The sequence below is a fragment of the Coleofasciculus sp. FACHB-1120 genome (assembly GCF_014698845.1).
Classification (GTDB): Bacteria; Cyanobacteriota; Cyanobacteriia; order Cyanobacteriales; family FACHB-T130; genus FACHB-T130.
In genome coordinates this window covers 286,347-302,696 of record NZ_JACJTV010000002.1, presented here as the reverse complement: position 1 = coordinate 302,696, position 16,350 = coordinate 286,347, and the positions used below count along the sequence as shown (strand labels likewise).

The window sequence follows — 16,350 nt, the reverse complement described above, 5'->3', positions numbered from 1 at the left end:
AAAATCCGAAGCTGCTGTCTATAGCAAGTTATAAGTTTGGCGATGTTGTCCTCATAAATCTCCGTTATTTTGAGCGTCCTAACTGAGTTAGTAACTTCTTGCGATTATCTATTGCTAATTGGTAGTCAGGCTTGAATTGAATTGCTTTGTCATAGGATGCGATCGCCTTTTCGTACTGTTGCAACTCCCCTAACGCATAGCCTCGACCAGCCCAAGCTTCATGCTTGTCAGGCTTGAATTGAATCGCTTTGTCATAGGATGCGATCGCCTTTTCGTACTGTTGCAACTCCCCTAGCGCATAGCCTCGACTAGCCCAAACTTCATGGAAGTCAGGCTTGAATTGAATCGCTTTGTCATAAGACGCGATCGCCTCTTGGTACTGTTGCAACTCCCCTAGCGCATAGCCTCGACCAGCCCAAGCTTCATGGAAGTCAGGCTTGAATTGAATCGCTTTGTCATAAGATGCGATCGCCTCTCGGTACTGTTGCAATTCATCTAGCGTATAGCCTCGACCATACCAAGCTTCATGCTTGTCAGGCTTGATTTGAATCGCTTTGTCATAAGATGCGATCGCCTCTTGGTACTGTTCCAACTTCCTTAGCGCAAGGCCTCGGTTATACCAAGCTTCATGGAAGTCAGGCTTGAATTGAATCGCTTTGTCATAAGATGCGATCGCCTCTCGGTACTGTTGCAATTCATCTAGCGTATAGCCTCGACCAGCCCAAGCTTCATGCTTGTCAGGCTTGATTTGAATCGCTTTGTCATAAGATGCGATCGCCTCTTGGTACTGTTCCAACTTCCTTAGCCCATAGCCTCGGTTATTCCAAGCTTCATGGTAGTCAGGCTTAATCTCAATTGCTTTGTCATAGTCAATAACAGCTTCTTTGTAGCGTTCGGAGACTAACAAATCATTGCCACTGTTTAACAATTCTTCTGCCTTTGTTGTCGCCGCAGCCTCGGCAAGTATCTTGGAAAGATTTACTTTATAGGTATTGCTAGGAATGCCCCATTTAAAAGTATTTTGTGCGTCCCCATCAGCGGAATTTACACTTTGTGCAGACTGCTGTTGTGGCGGTAAATTTTCACCTGTACGTTCTGCCTTTTCAACAAGTTCTCTCTCGCTGCGTCCATGAATAGCAATTATCTTCCCCGCTGTATTTACCACTGGTCCCCCACTCATTCCCCTAGTGGTTATAACAGGGTAGGAAATTCCATAGCCATCAGATAGCTTGCCAAGTGCTGACACCGTACCTGGTACAAACTGCGGTGCAGAGGAACCACCAGGAAAACCAGTAATGTAGATGCCGTCTCCCACATTCACTGTGTCTGAGTCGCCCAATTCAAGGGCTTTATAGGGGCAATTTTCGCTACCTGGATCGAAGGTGATGAGTGCTAAATCTTGATTGGGGAAGTTTTGAATAGTCGCCGAGTTCCAAAATTTTCTATCGTTGGTTTGCAGCTTCAATTTACTACTGGGTGCCACCACATGACGCGCCGTGAGTACGGTGCAGACTTTATTTTCTCCCGACACGAAAAAGCCGCTGCCACTTCCTTCTGTGTCTGCATAGGTAATCAAAACCACACTGTTTCCGACTTGCTTGGCAATCTCTCCAGATGTGGGTTGTTTAGTACAGCCGGACGATAACAAAGCGATGAAGCCAGAAGCAATCAACCAACGCCAAGACACCATATCGCACCTACAGAACTTAGCTTTTAAGAAGTCCGCAGCCTGTAGGCTGGGGCTACACAAACAAAGCCTGACAAAAGCAGGTTTGCCGTATTGTTCTTTATTGTGGCATCAAAAACCTATCTGAGGGTAGAGGAAAGCGATCGCATTTTGCGAATTTAATTTGCTGCAAGAAAAGTAAAACCCGCTTTCGTCGGCTTATAAGAGTCTGCGAAGGCGGACGAGAGTTTGTGTAGACGCGGTTAAAATCGCCCAGTGGTTGATAAGCTTGCACATTTTAGTAAAAATGCCAAATCTGATTCAGGAGCGATCGCATTCCATCACTAATCAAAAGTAGCGATCGCATTCCAAAACTAATCAACAGTAGCGATCGCATCCATAAAAAAGGGTGAGCATTTGCCCACCCTTGTAACTCTAAGCCAAAGCAACAGCAGGCTCAGGCCAACGACCTACGGCTTTGCCAATAACGGACATTTCTAGCATCAGGCGGTCGAAACGCTCTGGAGTCAAAGATTGAGGGCCGTCAGAAAGTGCTTTCTTCGGATTCGGGTGGACTTCAATCATTAACGAGTCAGCACCAGCAGCGATAGATGCCATCGCCATCGCAGGCACATACTCAGACTTACCTGTACCGTGACTGGGGTCAATCATAATCGGTAGGTGAGTCAACGTTCTCAGCACTGGAATTGCCGATAAATCCAGCGTATTCCGCGCATATTGACGGTCAAAGGTGCGGATACCGCGTTCGCACAAAATCACGTTCGGGTTGCCAGCAGCCATAATATACTCCGCCGCCATCAACCAATCTTCAATCGTCGCCGCCATTCCCCGCTTCAGCAGCACAGGCTTTTCTTGCGCCCCTACTTTCTTCAACAGAGAGAAATTTTGCATATTTCTGGCACCAATTTGGATCACGTCAGCAAATTCTGCCACCACATCCAATTCAGGGCTATCCATCAGTTCTGTAATGATGCCCAAGCCTGTCGCTTCCCGCGCCGCCGCTAGCAAATTCAAGGCACTCTCACCGTGTCCTTGAAAAGCATAGGGCGAAGTCCGAGGTTTATAAGCACCGCCGCGCAAGAACTGCGCTCCCGCCGCCTTAACTCGACGTGCGGTTTCAATAATCATCTCTTCGTTTTCGACCGAACAAGGGCCAGCCACCACCACTAAAGGATGGTGTTCGCCAAAAGTGACATTACCGTTAGGCGTTGATACCACAACGTCACTCGCTTCACCGTGACGATAATCGCGGCTTGCCCGTTTAAAGGGCTGCTCAACCCGCAGAACTTGTTCAACCCAAGGGCTAATTTCTTGCATTTGGAGGGGATCTAAGTCCGCTGTCTCACCAACCAGACCTAATACCACCTTGTGCTTCCCGACAATTTTTTCTGGTGTCAGTCCCCAAGTGCCGAGTTCAGAGCTAACGCGCTCAATCTCGACCTCTGGAGTGCCAGCTTTCATGACTACAATCATTTTTCCAAATCCATAATTCGGTTGCTTATCTGCCGAATATCTCGCTTTTCAAAAGTCACCAGAGATAATACTTCTCTAGCTTTGCCTAGATAGACCGCCGAGTTTATCTCTCCAGCAAAAAATGAAAATAGCCTGGGGTTCAAACCCCAGGAAAGAGCGAGACCGATGGCAATCGTTCTCTAAACAACTTATAAGTAAAACTCACCTTTGAACTGCTGGTATTTGCGCGGGATTTATGAATCCTTTTGCCCAGCAGAACGCCACGCTGCTGTCATCCGTCCCCAGTTCGTGGTGAACTCGTTCCAGCCGATTTTACTACCCAGTCTCTCTTCGTCCCAGGAGGCTGAGAGAACCCCGTAACTTAATCCCAGAACGCCCAACCCAAAGAAGCCCATACTCACAAGTACAACTGCGGCGTTGGGCAACTTAAACCAGTGCTGGCTAACCACGACATAGCTGACAATAAAAGTCAAAATGCCTAAAGCGCTAGGAATGCCGCAAAAAAGAGCCATCCGGCGAACCATGCGCTTGCTCACCACCTCTGGGACTGCCGATGATTCAAGTTTTTTTGAGGAAGGCTCTTGACCTTCCTTTTTGGCAGTGCTTGGGGTTGTGGGTTGGTTTTTCGCTGGTTTTTTGCGATTCTTCTTAGCGGGTTCAAACGGTAAGCGATTCCGTTGGGATTCTTCTGAAGACATAAGTTTATCGGCGGTTTAACCGCGAATACCCAGGCGACCAATCAAGGCTTGATAGCGAGGTCTATCTTCCTTTTGCAGGTAGGACAGGAGACGCTTTCTGGTACCAATCATTGTCAACAAACCTCGCCGGGAAGCATGATCCTTCTTGTTGGCTTTGAGGTGAGTGCTGAGACGATTGATGCGTTCTGTCAGCATCGCAATTTGGAGATCCGTCGAGCCAGTATCAGTTTCGTGAACCTGATACTCAGTCATAATTTCGTGTTTACGCTGTTGCGGCAGAGTCATGGAGAAAGTCTATTTTTTAGAATGCAGCAATCTCTCATATTATCATCTGATTTGGGAATCGGTGATGGGTAATCGGGAATTGCAAATCAATTGGGAATTTCCGATGTCTCTATCTGTGCGCCAGACGCGATATAGGTTGTTTCTACAAGTTGCTTGGCGACTTTGTTTGCGGCTCGACGTTCATCTAACCAGCGTTGCAAAATCAAAGCTGCCGCCTTCCGGTCAATTAGAGGCTTATTTTGGGAGAGCGATCGCCTTTCTGTTTTCAGCAGTTCCTCTGCCTCATAAGACGTGAGCCGCTCATCCATATATTCCAACGGTAACTCGAGAGCTGCTGCCACTCTTGTCGCAAATTTCTGCACCTGCTGCGCCTGGAACCCTAGCGTTCCATCCATCGCATAGGGTAAGCCGACGACCAGAACTTGCGCTTGTCGCTCCTCAACCAGGCGTCGCAGTTGCTCGATATCCCGCTCAAAGGAAGTGCGCTCAATCGTATCAATTCCGGTGGCAATCAATCCAGTGCCATCGCAACCAGCTACCCCAACCCGTTTTTTACCGACATCCAAACCCAGTGCCGAGATTCTCTCCATTCTCTTCTCCCCGCTCTGTGCGGCTAGCTTTCGTGGCATCAAGGGATTGGGAATTCAGTACGATTCCCCCTTTTGGAGGCAGCGCCACGGAGGAGGATAAATCCTTCTGCGGTTCCACCTGCGGCTTCTTATGCTTCGACTTCAGCCAAGACATCCGCCCCGGTACTGCTTTGCGGGCGGGTTGGAGACCCTGAAGCATTTCAGCCAACTGTAACCCTTCTAGGGAAATGGGCTTTGCCTCCCGTAGCTTGTGCCACACAGAACGAGACATCAGGAGCGAGTGGGAAATTCGTTCTGCCCCCAATTGTTCCAAATATTCTTCTCGTTCTGGCTGGTAGTCGGCTGAAGCCAGTTGTAAGGACTGGGAAGGGTAATCCTTCGCAATCCGAGCCATTTGGCAAAGTAGCTCTGGGTATAGCCAAGTGTAGGCTGGATGTACGGTCAACTCAGCGACATGAGGTTGGGAGCCATCGCGGGACAGAAAAATTTGAAAATAGCCAATTGCTGCCTTGCGCTGCGGTTCAAATACATAGCCACTCACGCTAACCGTCTTGCCAATCCATTGCTTTAAGCTGGTGAGAAACCCGCCAGCGAAGCTGGTTTTGAAGTCATGGATGTGGCGGTCGTAAACTTGGCGTAGCAGCGGCGGCATTGATACCGTGTCGAGTTGATAGAGTAGCTGGGCATCAGCATTGCTGACTGGGAGAAGATTAGGTAAATCCGGTTCGCGCTCTTGCAGTGATGAAAGCAGCTCTGGATCGATCGCCCAATAAGTCAGCTGCGCTAACGGTTGAAACCCGTTCTGCCGGTAAAGAGCCAGTGTTGCTTTGTTGTTAACATTGACTTCCAGCAACCAAGTACGAGCTTCCAAGATTGACTCAAAGCAATAACGCAAAAGCTGCGAGCCAACTTCTGCCGGTACCCCTGTCTCCAAAACTACCTGTTCAACCCGCCAAGTGCTGCGCGTGCGGTTGAAGGGTGAAACCTGGATCGTGCCGCGAACTTGGTTATCCTGCTCTGCGACATAAACGCAAAAAGTATGCTGACAAGGATTGGGAAACCAGCTTAAGAACTTCAGCGGACCAAACCAGGGTCGAATTTGATGAACTTTTCTACCCAGATTGTCCGTTGAGTAAATTTGGTCTCCTGCGTCAAAATCTTCTGCGGCAAGCCGTTCCAGCGCATCTAGGTCGCGGTATTGAACGGGACGGATCGCAAATTTGGTTTCTTTAGGCAGAAATGAAGTCATGTTGAGTACATGCGCCATGAAGCCGATAGGGTCGGGCGAGCTGCTCTTTGAGAGCAAACCCAGCTTAAAAAAGCAACCAACAGGTTTTTGGTGAAAAAGCCTTTTGGGTGTTGCTGCCAATATCTTAACTGCTTTCCCCTACTGACCGCCGACAAGGACGAACCAAATGCCGACTGGCGAAGAAATTATTTGATTGTCGTTTTTCCTTTTGAGTCCTGCCCTCGAAGTCTGGAATCCAGCAGCCGCCTTGAAGTTCGGAATTTTTAGAGGTTGATCGAGGTCGTTGGGCTAACGACTGAATTGAACTTCCGGCACGAGATTCTGAGACTTCCAACTAAATTTTGGCTTCTCAGCGACGACGAACGACGACAGCCGCGCAAGCATGGGGTTATTTGACAAACATTTGTAAACTACTATTAAGAACATACAGAAGTAAGAATTCTGCAATGAAGCAACTTGTCACTGTCGAGCGTTTCTGCCTGATTGGTCATATTGTAACGATGGTTTTTGGACTGGCAGGGCTAGTGCTAGTCGTACCCCATCCTGAAATAATTATGAATTTAGGGGAGACTGGGCAGACTGCATTCCAGTGGAGTATGGCTTGGGGTGGAGTGGTGAATATCGTCTTAGGAACGGTCGCCGTTTCCATTTATGCCTATAGAAAGCTGGGCCTGTGGCACTGGCTTACTTTCATGGTGCCTGCGGTGTGTCTGTCTTTGGGAAGTGAATTGCTGGGAACCAGTACAGGCTTTCCATTTGGTGACTACAGCTACCTAAATGGCTTGGGGTATAAGATTGGTGGACTGGTACCTTTTACCATTCCCTTGTCCTGGTTTTATATGGGATTGGTTTCTTATTTAATTGCCTGTGCGGGTCTAAAAACTCGGCAAAATCCAGGCTTGGTTCGCTATGTGGGCGCGATCGCTGTAGCTGCTATGATGTTCACCTCTTGGGACTTTGCGCTGGAGCCAGCGATGAGTCAGACGATGGTGCCTTTTTGGTATTGGGAACACCCAGGAGCCTTCTTTGGCACACCCTACGGCAATTATGCGGGTTGGTTTGGCACTAGCTCGCTATTTATCGGTGTGGGAGCAATATTGTGGAGAAAAACGCCGATTTTATTGGAGCGTTCTGGGCTAGGTTTCCCACTTACCGTTTATCTAAGTAACTTTGGATATGCAGCCGGATTGAGCTTGGCGGCTGGGTATTGGATACCTGTCTCGTTGGGCGTTCTTGTGGGTGTTGTTCCGGCTTTGACACTCTGGCGAATGGCACAACCGCCAGAGATCCGCGAATCTATCCCGGAAACCCCTGCCAGTTTGAAGTCAGAAATCCCAGTGACTCAAGTCAAAGTGGCGGTGAAGTGAACGTCGATTGGTTAACCATACAGAGCGCACTCTCGCTGTTGCTGCTGCTCGTTCAGGCACCAGCAACAGCGATCCTGCTCTCGCGGCTCTTGAAAGGGCCGTCTCGGCGATCGCCCGTTCAACCCCACACTGCCACACCCGAACTCTTGGGTGCTGTCAGTGTCGTGGTTCCAACTTTAAATGAAGCGGAGCGAATTGGCCCAGCACTAGCTGGACTAACCCGCCAAAGTTACGAAGTCCGGGAGATTATCGTTGTTGATAGTCGTTCCCAAGATGGAACTCCAGAGTTAGTGAAAGCAGCGCAGCAGCAAGATCCCCGGTTCCGCTTAATGACGGATGACCCCTTACCGCCAAGCTGGGTGGGGCGTCCTTGGGCTTTACATACCGGATTTTTGCACAGCTGCGAAAAGAGCGAGTGGATTTTAGGAATGGACGCTGATACTCAGGCAATTCCTGGTTTAGTTGCTGGTTTGCTCAGGACAGCAAAAGAAGAGGGTTATGACCTAATTTCCCTGTCACCGCAGTTTATTTTGAAGTATCCAGGGGAGTGGTGGCTGCAACCAGCCCTCTTAATGACCCTGCTTTATAGATTCGATCCAGCGGGTACAAATACGCAAGCGCCGGAGCGGGTGATGGCGAACGGTCAGTGTTTCCTGTGCCGTCGCTCTGTTTTGGAGGCTGTAGGGGGTTATACCAGCGCCCGGAGTTCTTTTTGTGACGATGTGACCCTTGCCCGCAATATTGCCTCCCGTGGGTTCAAGGTGGGCTTTCTGGATGGAGCAAAGGTTTTGAAGGTGCGGATGTATGAGGGAGCAGCCGAAACTTGGAAAGAGTGGGGGCGATCGCTTGACCTAAAAGATGCTGCTTCTAGAGGTCAGATATGGGGGGACTTGTGGCTGCTATTCGCCGTTCAAGGTTTACCTCTACCCGCATCCTTAGTTTTACTCAGCTGGCTAGTGATGGGAACTTCTACACTTCCGGTGGTGGCTGCTGTCGGGTTAAATTTATTTCTGGTATTGATTCGGTTTGCGTTGTTACTCGCGATCGCGCCATCTTATGAAAGCAGAGTTCGCTCCCCCAGCTTTAGGGGATCGGAAACAGGTAAACGGGAAAGAAACTTTGACTTTTTACTTTTACCTGTTTACTTTTATCTTTCCCCTCTGGCAGATCCTTTAGCCGTACTGCGAATTTTTCTATCTGCTATCCGTATTCCTAAGCAGTGGCGCGGTCGGAGTTATGGATAGTTTTGAGTTTGATGAAGCAAAGGGGTAATGAAAGTGATGAGTGTTGGATTTTGAGTTATCAGAGAGTTCTTTAATTCAAAACTCAAAACTCAAAACTTTTTTCCAATTACCCAAAACCAAAACTCATTTAAGAATCGAAATTACTGTTAACGGCATCCACCCGTTCTAGCTGCCAGAGAATTTGATTGCCTTCGCGGCGAACCCGCGACACAATCCAATTACGCCAACCCCAGTGGTCTCCGCGACTGGTGACAGCGCTGGCATTGACATCCATTAAGTCAGCTAATTCAGAGCTAGTAATTAGGTAGCCTTTCGCAGCAATTTCGTCAGCCACGTGGAGAGTTTCTATCAGATTACGCAGCTGAGCGACTCTCACCTCACGGGGCAGATTGTCTTGAGAATCAAGAGCAGATGGAATAGTAGAATCTACCATGACAAGGTCGAGGTTAGAAGGGTCAGAAGATACGTCACTCGATTGTATCGTTTTGTTATGAATGGAATTAGTGGCGGGTGAAACAATTGACTCTTCTGCTATGGGTTGTTGCAAGGAAGGAGTCTTCCCCGTCGCAAAAGCGCGAGCGATCGCATCGCAGCGCTCATTCCCCTCATTTCCTGCGTGACCCCGGACATACCGCCACTCGATCCGGGGAAGATTGAGTTCATCGAGCATTTCCCAGAGGTCTTGGTTGAGGACGGGTTTCCCTTCTGCCGTCTTCCAACCCTTCTTTTTCCAACCTTTCACCCATTTAGTAACGCCGTTTTTTAGGTATTCGCTATCGGTGTAGAGGGTGATGGGTTCTTCTTGTCCGATGCCATTTACGAGTTTCAATGCGCCGATTGCGGCTTGCATTTCCATCCGATTATTAGTGGTTGCGGGATCGGCGTCGCCCATTTCATAGACCGAACCATCGGTGAAATAGACAACAACACCCCAGCCTCCAGGACCTGGGTTGCCGACGCAGGCACCATCGGTATAGATACTTTGGATTGTGCGAGTCAAGGGCATGAAAGTGGTTTTGCGAGGTGAATGGTTATTGTACAAAAAACGGGCAACCCCAAGCGAGAGAAAGCTGCCCGGTCAGATTATTCAGAGGGTTGTCCTAAAGATTGTTGGAGTTGCAGAAGGTCTTGCAAAATCTCGTGATGCAATTCTGGAAAATCCTCTTGGGAGAGGCTTGATAGCACCTGTTGGTACTCAATGAGGGCTTGTCGGCGCAACGGATCGGGTTCTGGATTGACTTGCGATCGCTCATAATAAGCATTGCCGATTGCTTGATGCAATCTGCCCCAACCTTCTGGGTCGGTCTCTTGAGAAACGTACTTCAACCCTTCCTCATAGCTTGCCAATTGCCCTTCATCGCCGCGTTGGTTCAAGGCTGGATTGTTTTGAGCGATCTGACTGACGGAACTCAATAGCGGGTCGAATTTTGCTGAATGAAGCGCCGATTTACCGCGACCGATCCAGGAGTCCCAATCATCCAGCTTGAGTTGCAAAGCTTGGTCATAGCTGGCGATCGCTTCCTCATATCGAGCTAAGCGGTGTAAAGTCTCGCCGCGTACCATCCAGACTTCTGGATAGTTGGGTTGGAGTTGTAGCACCCGGTCAAAACTATCTAGCGCTTCTTCGTAGCGGTTTAAGTTTTCCAGCGCTAATCCCCGATTGTAGAAGGCTTCTGGATCGTTTCTTTTGATTTCTACTGCCTTGTCAAAGCTGGCGATCGCTTCTTCTAAACGGTCTAAGTCCTGGAAAGTATTGCCTTGGTTGTTCCAAGCTTCGTAAAAGTCGGGTTTGATTTCTATCGCCTTGCCAAAGCTGGCGATCGCTTCTGGCAACTGTCCTAAATTTTTCTGCATCACGCCTCGGTTGTTCCAGGCGATATAGTTATCCGGGCTAATATCCAAGCACCGATCGTAGCTCGCGATCGCATCGGACAATTCCCCAGAATTCGCTTGCTGATTCCCTTGATTAAACCAAGCTTCGGCTTCATCTGCACTTGATGATGGAGTTTCTGCTTCCTCTGCGCTGGGTGGATTTGCCGCATTGAATTGATTCAGCAATGCCTGCACAATGACTTGGGGATCGGTCGTCTCAATTTGCAGTTGCTCGGAAATTTGCTGAAGTAAACCGTTATCCTGTTGCAACATCACCAACAACTCATCCAGGGTGACTGTTTTGAGTTCTCCGCCTTCCTCACCTTCCTCGCTAACCGCAGGGACTTCCTCCTCCGGCGCGTCGTACTCCTCGTATTCAAAGACAGAGGAGACGGAGGGGGGGTTTACTGCTCGTGCCGGAGCGTTTCTGGTCAGCAGTTGCATCCCAATATCATAAGAAACTTCCCCAATTTCTCCACAGCCCACCTGACCGAGCTGCACCATTCGCGCCGCTAACTCATTATTGGGTGCAGGTGAAGCCAGTAATCTTTCGCCAAAGCGCCTCAACCACCCCACCCAGAGGGATGATTGACCGCGATCGCCCAGGGAATCAAAAAACCGCAAAACCCGGTCTTGCTGCCAACCATGCGCGACACCTTCGAGCAGTTGGCTGTACAAAAATTCATAATCTGTATCCGTCAGGGGTTTAGGGGGTTCCGCCCGAACCGATGCGGGTGTTGGGTTTCGCCTGCCGCCCGTTCCAAATAAACGCTGAAACCACCTCACCAGCGATCGCCATAGTTGCTTGAGCATTTGCCAGAGTCCCCCCGTCGCACTTTACTCAGATTTTATCTGACGGGCTTGAACACTTTACTGGCTATTATGAGCTTTTGATCGGTTAACCGTAACGTTTGCTTTCCAGAAAACCGCCCCAATTTCCCATAGACCACCCGAAATCGATCGCATCCGGTTCGACTAGAGCAACACGTTACACTTTTATCGACACCTCTGTCGCTTAAGCTCCTGACAAATCCCTGCCGTGACCTACCAACCTCTACACCACAAGTATCGCCCTCAGACGTTCGCGGATTTGGTGGGACAAGAAGCGATCGCCCACACACTCCGCAACGCCATCCGCACCGAACGGATTGCCCCTGCTTATTTATTCACGGGTTCCAGAGGAACGGGCAAAACCTCCAGCGCCCGAATTCTGGCAAAATCGCTGAACTGTCTTCAGAATCCTCAGCCGACAGAGCATCCTTGTGGTGTTTGTCCTGTTTGCCAAGGAATCGCTAAAGGTTCAGCGCTAGATGTGATTGAAATCGATGCTGCGAGTAATACTGGCGTAGACAATATCCGGGAAATCATCGAACGCGCCCAATATGCCCCCGTTCAGTGCCGCTACAAAGTGTATGTAATTGACGAAGTTCATAGCCTCAGTTCAGCTGCGTTCAATGCCTTGCTGAAGACGCTAGAGGAGCCACCCAACCACGTTGTCTTTGTACTAGCGACCACTGACCCGCAGCGGGTGTTACCGACGATTATCTCTCGCTGCCAACGCTTTGATTTTCGCCGCATTCCCTTAGAGGCGATGGTCGGGCATCTGGGAAAGATTGCCCAGTTGGAAAACATCAACATCACCTCCGAGGCGATTACCTTGGTGTCTCAAGTCGCTCAAGGAGGCTTGCGGGATGCGGAAAGTCTGCTCGACCAACTCAGCCTATTATCCGGTCAAGTGACGGTAGAGGCGGTCTGGGATTTGGTAGGAGCGGTGCCAGAACGAGATTTAATGGAGTTGTTGAAGGCGATCGCTGATTCCGATCCGGAAGCGGTTCTGGAAAAAGCTCGTCATCTCATGGACAGGGGCAGAGAACCGCTGATTGTCCTCCAAAATCTTGCCGGTTTCTACCGCGATTTACTGATCGCCAAAACTGCCCCCAAACGCCCGGATTTAGTTGCTGTGACTGCGCCCACCTGGACTCAGCTATGCGAATTTGCGGAACTGGACATTCCGACAATTTTGCAGGGGCAAAAGCACCTTAAGGACAGCGAAGTTCAAATTAGAAATACGACTCAGCCTCGCCTGTGGTTAGAAGTGACGCTGTTGGGATTGTTGCCAGCAGCCAATAGCGGTCAGCAGACCCAGGCAGTGGGTAATGTTAATCTGGCTCGCCCGCGTGTCGAGCGGCAAGAGGCAAAAGTCGAGCGGGGATCGTCCATACCCAACACTCCACATTCAGCACCTGCCCAACCGGCTACGCCAGCCGTTAAAACCCCTCCCCCCAGTGTTTCACCGATTCAGCAGGAATCTCCACCAGAGACGCCCCCAGAGACGTCCCCAGTGTCGGCACCGCCACCAGAACCGCAAGAATCGACCGAACCCCCTGCGCCCGTTTCTCACCCGGTGGAGGGTGCGGAGCAAGGAGTCGAACTAGCTCAAGTTTGGCAACAGGTGATTAACCACGTCCAGCTATTGGGAACGCGAGAATTTTTGCGTCAACGATGCCGGTTACTAAACTTCAATGGTCGGGAAGCAATCCTGAGTGTCAGTACAACGGGTTTATTAAAGTTAGCTCAGACAAAATTGCCAGATGTGGAAGCAGCTTTTTTGAAAACTTTTCAATCTAAGGTAAAAGTTAGCTTTCAAGTTGCCGGGGAGACTGAGTTGAAGTCTAATCCTGTCTCAAAGCCGCCTACCTCCCAAAGGTCAGATTCTTTGGGAACATCGCCCAGCCAAAATTCCGTAGGAACGATCGCATCTGGGACACCGGCTCCTCAATCAGCGCCCGTACAACCTTCTGGAGAAACCCAGAAAGAGAATGGCGCTAGCAACTACTCAGCACCGCCTTCAACCAGTTCGTCCTCTAATCTGCCACCGCAAGCGAAGCATGAGTTTAGAAACGGTAGTTCTACAGCTTCACGGACTTCAGCCGCTACCGCCCAACCATCTGCACCGTCATCTGGAGAGTGGGACGATGAAGTTGCGATCGCTGCCAAACGCCTCGCTGATTTTTTCAAAGGGGAAATTGTCAAGCTGGCTGACGAGGGAGAGGAAAATTTAGAGACTTTAGATTTACCGTCGCTTCCTGCGATGCCAACATCCTCGTCACTCGCAGAGATGATTAATCCTGCCGATGAGCTATCCAATGAGTGGGAAGAGGATGATGATGTAGGGTTTTAGAGTCAGGATACGGCAGTGCCGTGTCCTTTTTGTAGTAGGACATTTGTAGTAGGACACGGCAATGCCGTGTCCCTCATTTCAAAACTCAAAACTTTCCTCGCTGCTGCCTTGATGCACTGTTTTAACCCATTTCAGCCGCTTCGGTCGCACGGACATCCGGGCAGTAGTCCCGGCGATGATCACCATCCAGTGGAGCATATAAAAGACGCCCCGTAAGGTTTGCAGTAGAGTGACGAAAAAGACGGATGCTGTCATTTTCTCTTCTTTCCGGGTGCGACGCAGACCGACAAACATCCCCATGAAAAAGAGGGTGAATGTCATTCCGGTAACGGGACTGAGAATAGGCAAACGATTCCGTGCGATCGCCATCAGGCAATCGGGCACGGCAGCGGCGGGGAGAAGATACTGGGTGAGCAAAAACGAGAACGCATCAATGCTTTTGAGGGTGCCCATTCGGTTTGAGACCAGCAGACGCCAGTAGTCCAGATAGCGCTGATATCCCCCTTCCGCCCATCGATTGCGCTGGTGCCACAGTGCCCTGGCACTGGTGACGCCTTCCTCATATACGGGGGGAAAGATCAGAAATTCGATATCCCACCGATCCAGATGTAAGCGTATCGTTAAATCTAAATCGTCCGTGATGGTTTCTTCATTCCACCCACCACAATGCTCCAAGGCAGCTCTGCGGACAAATTGACCGTTCCCTCGGAGTTCCCCGATGCCGCCAATGGCAATGCGCTGCTCCTGGAAATAGGAGTCTAGTGCCATTTCTGCTATCTGACCGCGAGTCCAGAAATTCAGCGATGGGTTTGCGATCGCTTTTCGCATCTGCACGGCACCCACTTGTTGCCGCTCAAAACTTGGGCAAACCCGCCGCAGCATATCTGGGGGCACTTGGGCGTCGGCATCAAACACCCCGACAATTTCTCCTCGCGTCAAGGACAATACTTGATTCAGCGCCCCCGATTTGCCGCCAACCCCATTCGCACCTCGGCGCAGGACTTTTAGCTGGCGATATTCCTTCGCCAAATGCTCTAATACGAGGGGCGTTCGATCGGTGCTGTGGTCGTCAATCACCCAAACTTCGTACCGATCTACTGGGTAGTCTTGATTACACAGCATTTTCAACAGGTTGCCAATAACAGCTTCCTCATTTTTAGCTGCCACCAGTAGGGAAACAGAAGGCCATTGGTCTTTTGTTGCTTCCGACAACGGCGCTGGGACTGGTCGGGGTCGCGCGAATACGACGCGGAACGCCTGAATCACCAAAAGTCCGGTTAGGACTAGGACTAACCACGAACCCCAAACAAACATATGTAAGGCAATGATGCTGCCCCAAATCACCGTTAAGGCGAACGCCGCTTTACGTCTGCGTCCTGCCAGTCCCTGAAAAAAGTCGCTCTCAAATTCTTCTGTAGAGACTTCATTGATTGCGTCTCTACATTCAGACAATAGAGAATCGAACGGTTCAAGCTCGTTGTAAGAATCTTTTTCGGGCCAGGAATTCTCCGGCATAGCTTACTTGATTCAACCACCAATACTTATCTACACCCATAAAGAAGCTGGGGATCAAGTAACACCATACCGTACATCCTTCGCACACGGACAGCTTGCCCTGAGATTTGCGGTAGGATTCCACTTCCTCTGACTGGCGATAGAGGTCGTAAAGCTTTCCGTTTATGGGAACGCCGGTTTGGGCAAAGTGATAGCAAGGTAGGAGTAGCTTGTCGTCGGGAGAAATCGCAATTACTGCATCGACCGCTTTACAGCGGGGATTCTTCGTATCATTCCCCCCAGCTTCAATGAACGCCAGTGCAGCCTTATTGTATCCGACATTTTTATATTTCTTGGCGGCGGCTTGAATTGCTGCCACCATATCTGGAGTGGGATTCTTGTTGGAATTGTAGTGGTCGTGGGCGGTGAAAGCTGGGTTGAGCCAGACCCTAACACCTAGACGTAGACCGAGTTCTGCGATTTCGTCAATGTTTTGATAATTTTGAGCGGTGACGGTGTGATTAAGAACGGGTTGTTCGCCGAGTTCTTGGGCGATCGCCACCGACTCAACCAGGGTGTCAAAAATTTTCACCCCCCGCGAATGGTCGTGGGTTTCAGCATCCGCACCATCTAGAGAGAAATTCAAGAAGTCAACTAATCCTTGAATTTCCTTAGCTTTTTTGGGGTAAAGAATTGTATTCGTCGTCATGCTAGTCCAGAATCCCTGCTGTTTTGCTTCAGCGTAAATCTGACCAACATCCGCACGTAGGAGGGGTTCGCCACCTGTAAAGTCTATATACTTAAGACCCAAGCGGCGCAAGTCCTTTAAGTTGTGTTGAATCGTGGCAAAATCAGCTTCTTGAGGTGGCTCTAATGCCCAGATGTTACAAAAGTGACACCGGGCGTTGCAGCGATAAGTTAAGTAGTAATTGGCAACTAAAGGAGGCATAGATTTCTCGCGTGAATAATTCCATCACTTTATTCAGTCAGCGTAAACTAATCGGCAACAGATAGGAAGTTTTACTTAGGAATCGGGGAAAAGAGGGAAAAAAATCCCTACGAAGGGAAAAAGAAGAAATAAGAACTAAAAGTTCTTTATTACTCTTTCCTGCTCTTTGAGTGTTCCACACGCTCCTGAATTCCTTTAAAGAATGAATTTATCCTGGGGAGGACGCGGGAACCCGTATATTAAGGTAGAATCACCATTAGC

Annotated in this window: 13 protein-coding genes; 3 read left to right on the top strand and 10 right to left on the bottom strand. The window is 49.6% G+C overall.

Annotated features, from left to right (window positions below; genetic code table 11):
- Window positions 1-64: 64 nt before the first annotated feature.
- From H6H02_RS03485 to H6H02_RS03460, 6 genes are all read right to left on the bottom strand, one after another.
- Window positions 65-1,690 carry a tetratricopeptide repeat-containing serine protease family protein gene (locus H6H02_RS03485; protein WP_242040542.1) on the bottom strand — a complete coding sequence of 542 codons (1,626 nt, stop codon included), beginning with the start codon at window positions 1,688-1,690 and terminating at the stop codon, window positions 65-67.
- A gap of 411 nt (window positions 1,691-2,101) precedes the next feature.
- Window positions 2,102-3,160, bottom strand: a complete 1,059-nt coding sequence (aroF, locus tag H6H02_RS03480) for a 3-deoxy-7-phosphoheptulonate synthase (protein ID WP_190814688.1) — start codon at window positions 3,158-3,160, stop codon at window positions 2,102-2,104.
- Between the two features lie 233 nt (window positions 3,161-3,393).
- Window positions 3,394-3,858 carry a PAM68 family protein gene (locus tag H6H02_RS03475; protein WP_190814686.1) on the bottom strand — a complete coding sequence of 155 codons (465 nt, stop codon included), beginning with the start codon at window positions 3,856-3,858 and terminating at the stop codon, window positions 3,394-3,396.
- A gap of 15 nt (window positions 3,859-3,873) precedes the next feature.
- Entirely contained in the window at window positions 3,874-4,143 is a 270-nt protein-coding gene (rpsO, locus tag H6H02_RS03470) for a 30S ribosomal protein S15 (protein ID WP_190415339.1), read from the bottom strand.
- 86 nt (window positions 4,144-4,229) lie between these two features.
- Window positions 4,230-4,733 (bottom strand): Holliday junction resolvase RuvX, encoded by a 504-nt coding sequence (ruvX, locus tag H6H02_RS03465; RefSeq protein ID WP_242040541.1) that lies wholly within the window; start codon window positions 4,731-4,733, stop codon window positions 4,230-4,232.
- Window positions 4,696-5,982, bottom strand: coding sequence for a GNAT family N-acetyltransferase (locus tag H6H02_RS03460; protein ID WP_190814682.1), 1,287 nt, complete (start codon window positions 5,980-5,982; stop codon window positions 4,696-4,698). The genes ruvX and H6H02_RS03460 overlap by 38 nt, the downstream gene beginning before the upstream one ends.
- Window positions 5,983-6,428: 446 nt before the next feature.
- Between H6H02_RS03460 and cruF the strand changes: the two genes are divergently transcribed.
- Window positions 6,429-7,349, top strand: a complete 921-nt coding sequence (cruF, locus tag H6H02_RS03455) for a gamma-carotene 1'-hydroxylase CruF (protein ID WP_190814680.1) — start codon at window positions 6,429-6,431, stop codon at window positions 7,347-7,349.
- Complete coding sequence (gene cruG, locus H6H02_RS03450; RefSeq protein ID WP_190814678.1) at window positions 7,346-8,593, top strand: 2'-O-glycosyltransferase CruG; 1,248 nt, start codon at window positions 7,346-7,348, stop codon at window positions 8,591-8,593. Before cruF ends, cruG begins: the two co-directional genes overlap by 4 nt.
- Window positions 8,594-8,720: 127 nt before the next feature.
- Here cruG and rnhA read toward each other — a convergent pair whose 3' ends face one another.
- Both rnhA and H6H02_RS03440 read right to left on the bottom strand, forming a co-directional pair.
- Window positions 8,721-9,599, bottom strand: coding sequence for a ribonuclease HI (gene rnhA, locus H6H02_RS03445; RefSeq protein ID WP_190814676.1), 879 nt, complete (start codon window positions 9,597-9,599; stop codon window positions 8,721-8,723).
- Window positions 9,600-9,676: 77 nt separating this feature from the next.
- Window positions 9,677-11,278, bottom strand: a complete 1,602-nt coding sequence (locus tag H6H02_RS03440; RefSeq protein ID WP_190814674.1) for a tetratricopeptide repeat protein — start codon at window positions 11,276-11,278, stop codon at window positions 9,677-9,679.
- A gap of 226 nt (window positions 11,279-11,504) precedes the next feature.
- On the opposite strand from H6H02_RS03440, the gene H6H02_RS03435 reads away from it, so the two are divergent.
- Window positions 11,505-13,646, top strand: a complete 2,142-nt coding sequence (locus H6H02_RS03435; protein WP_190814672.1) for a DNA polymerase III subunit gamma/tau — start codon at window positions 11,505-11,507, stop codon at window positions 13,644-13,646.
- A gap of 78 nt (window positions 13,647-13,724) precedes the next feature.
- Here the strand turns inward: H6H02_RS03435 and H6H02_RS03430 are convergent, their stop codons facing one another.
- Together H6H02_RS03430 and H6H02_RS03425 are read right to left on the bottom strand one after the other, a co-directional pair.
- Entirely contained in the window at window positions 13,725-15,161 is a 1,437-nt protein-coding gene (locus H6H02_RS03430) for a glycosyltransferase family 2 protein (RefSeq protein ID WP_190814671.1), read from the bottom strand.
- A complete protein-coding gene (locus H6H02_RS03425) occupies window positions 15,115-16,089 on the bottom strand; it encodes a radical SAM protein (protein WP_190814670.1) in 975 nt (324 codons plus the stop codon). The genes H6H02_RS03430 and H6H02_RS03425 overlap by 47 nt, the downstream gene beginning before the upstream one ends.
- Window positions 16,090-16,350: the final 261 nt, after the last annotated feature.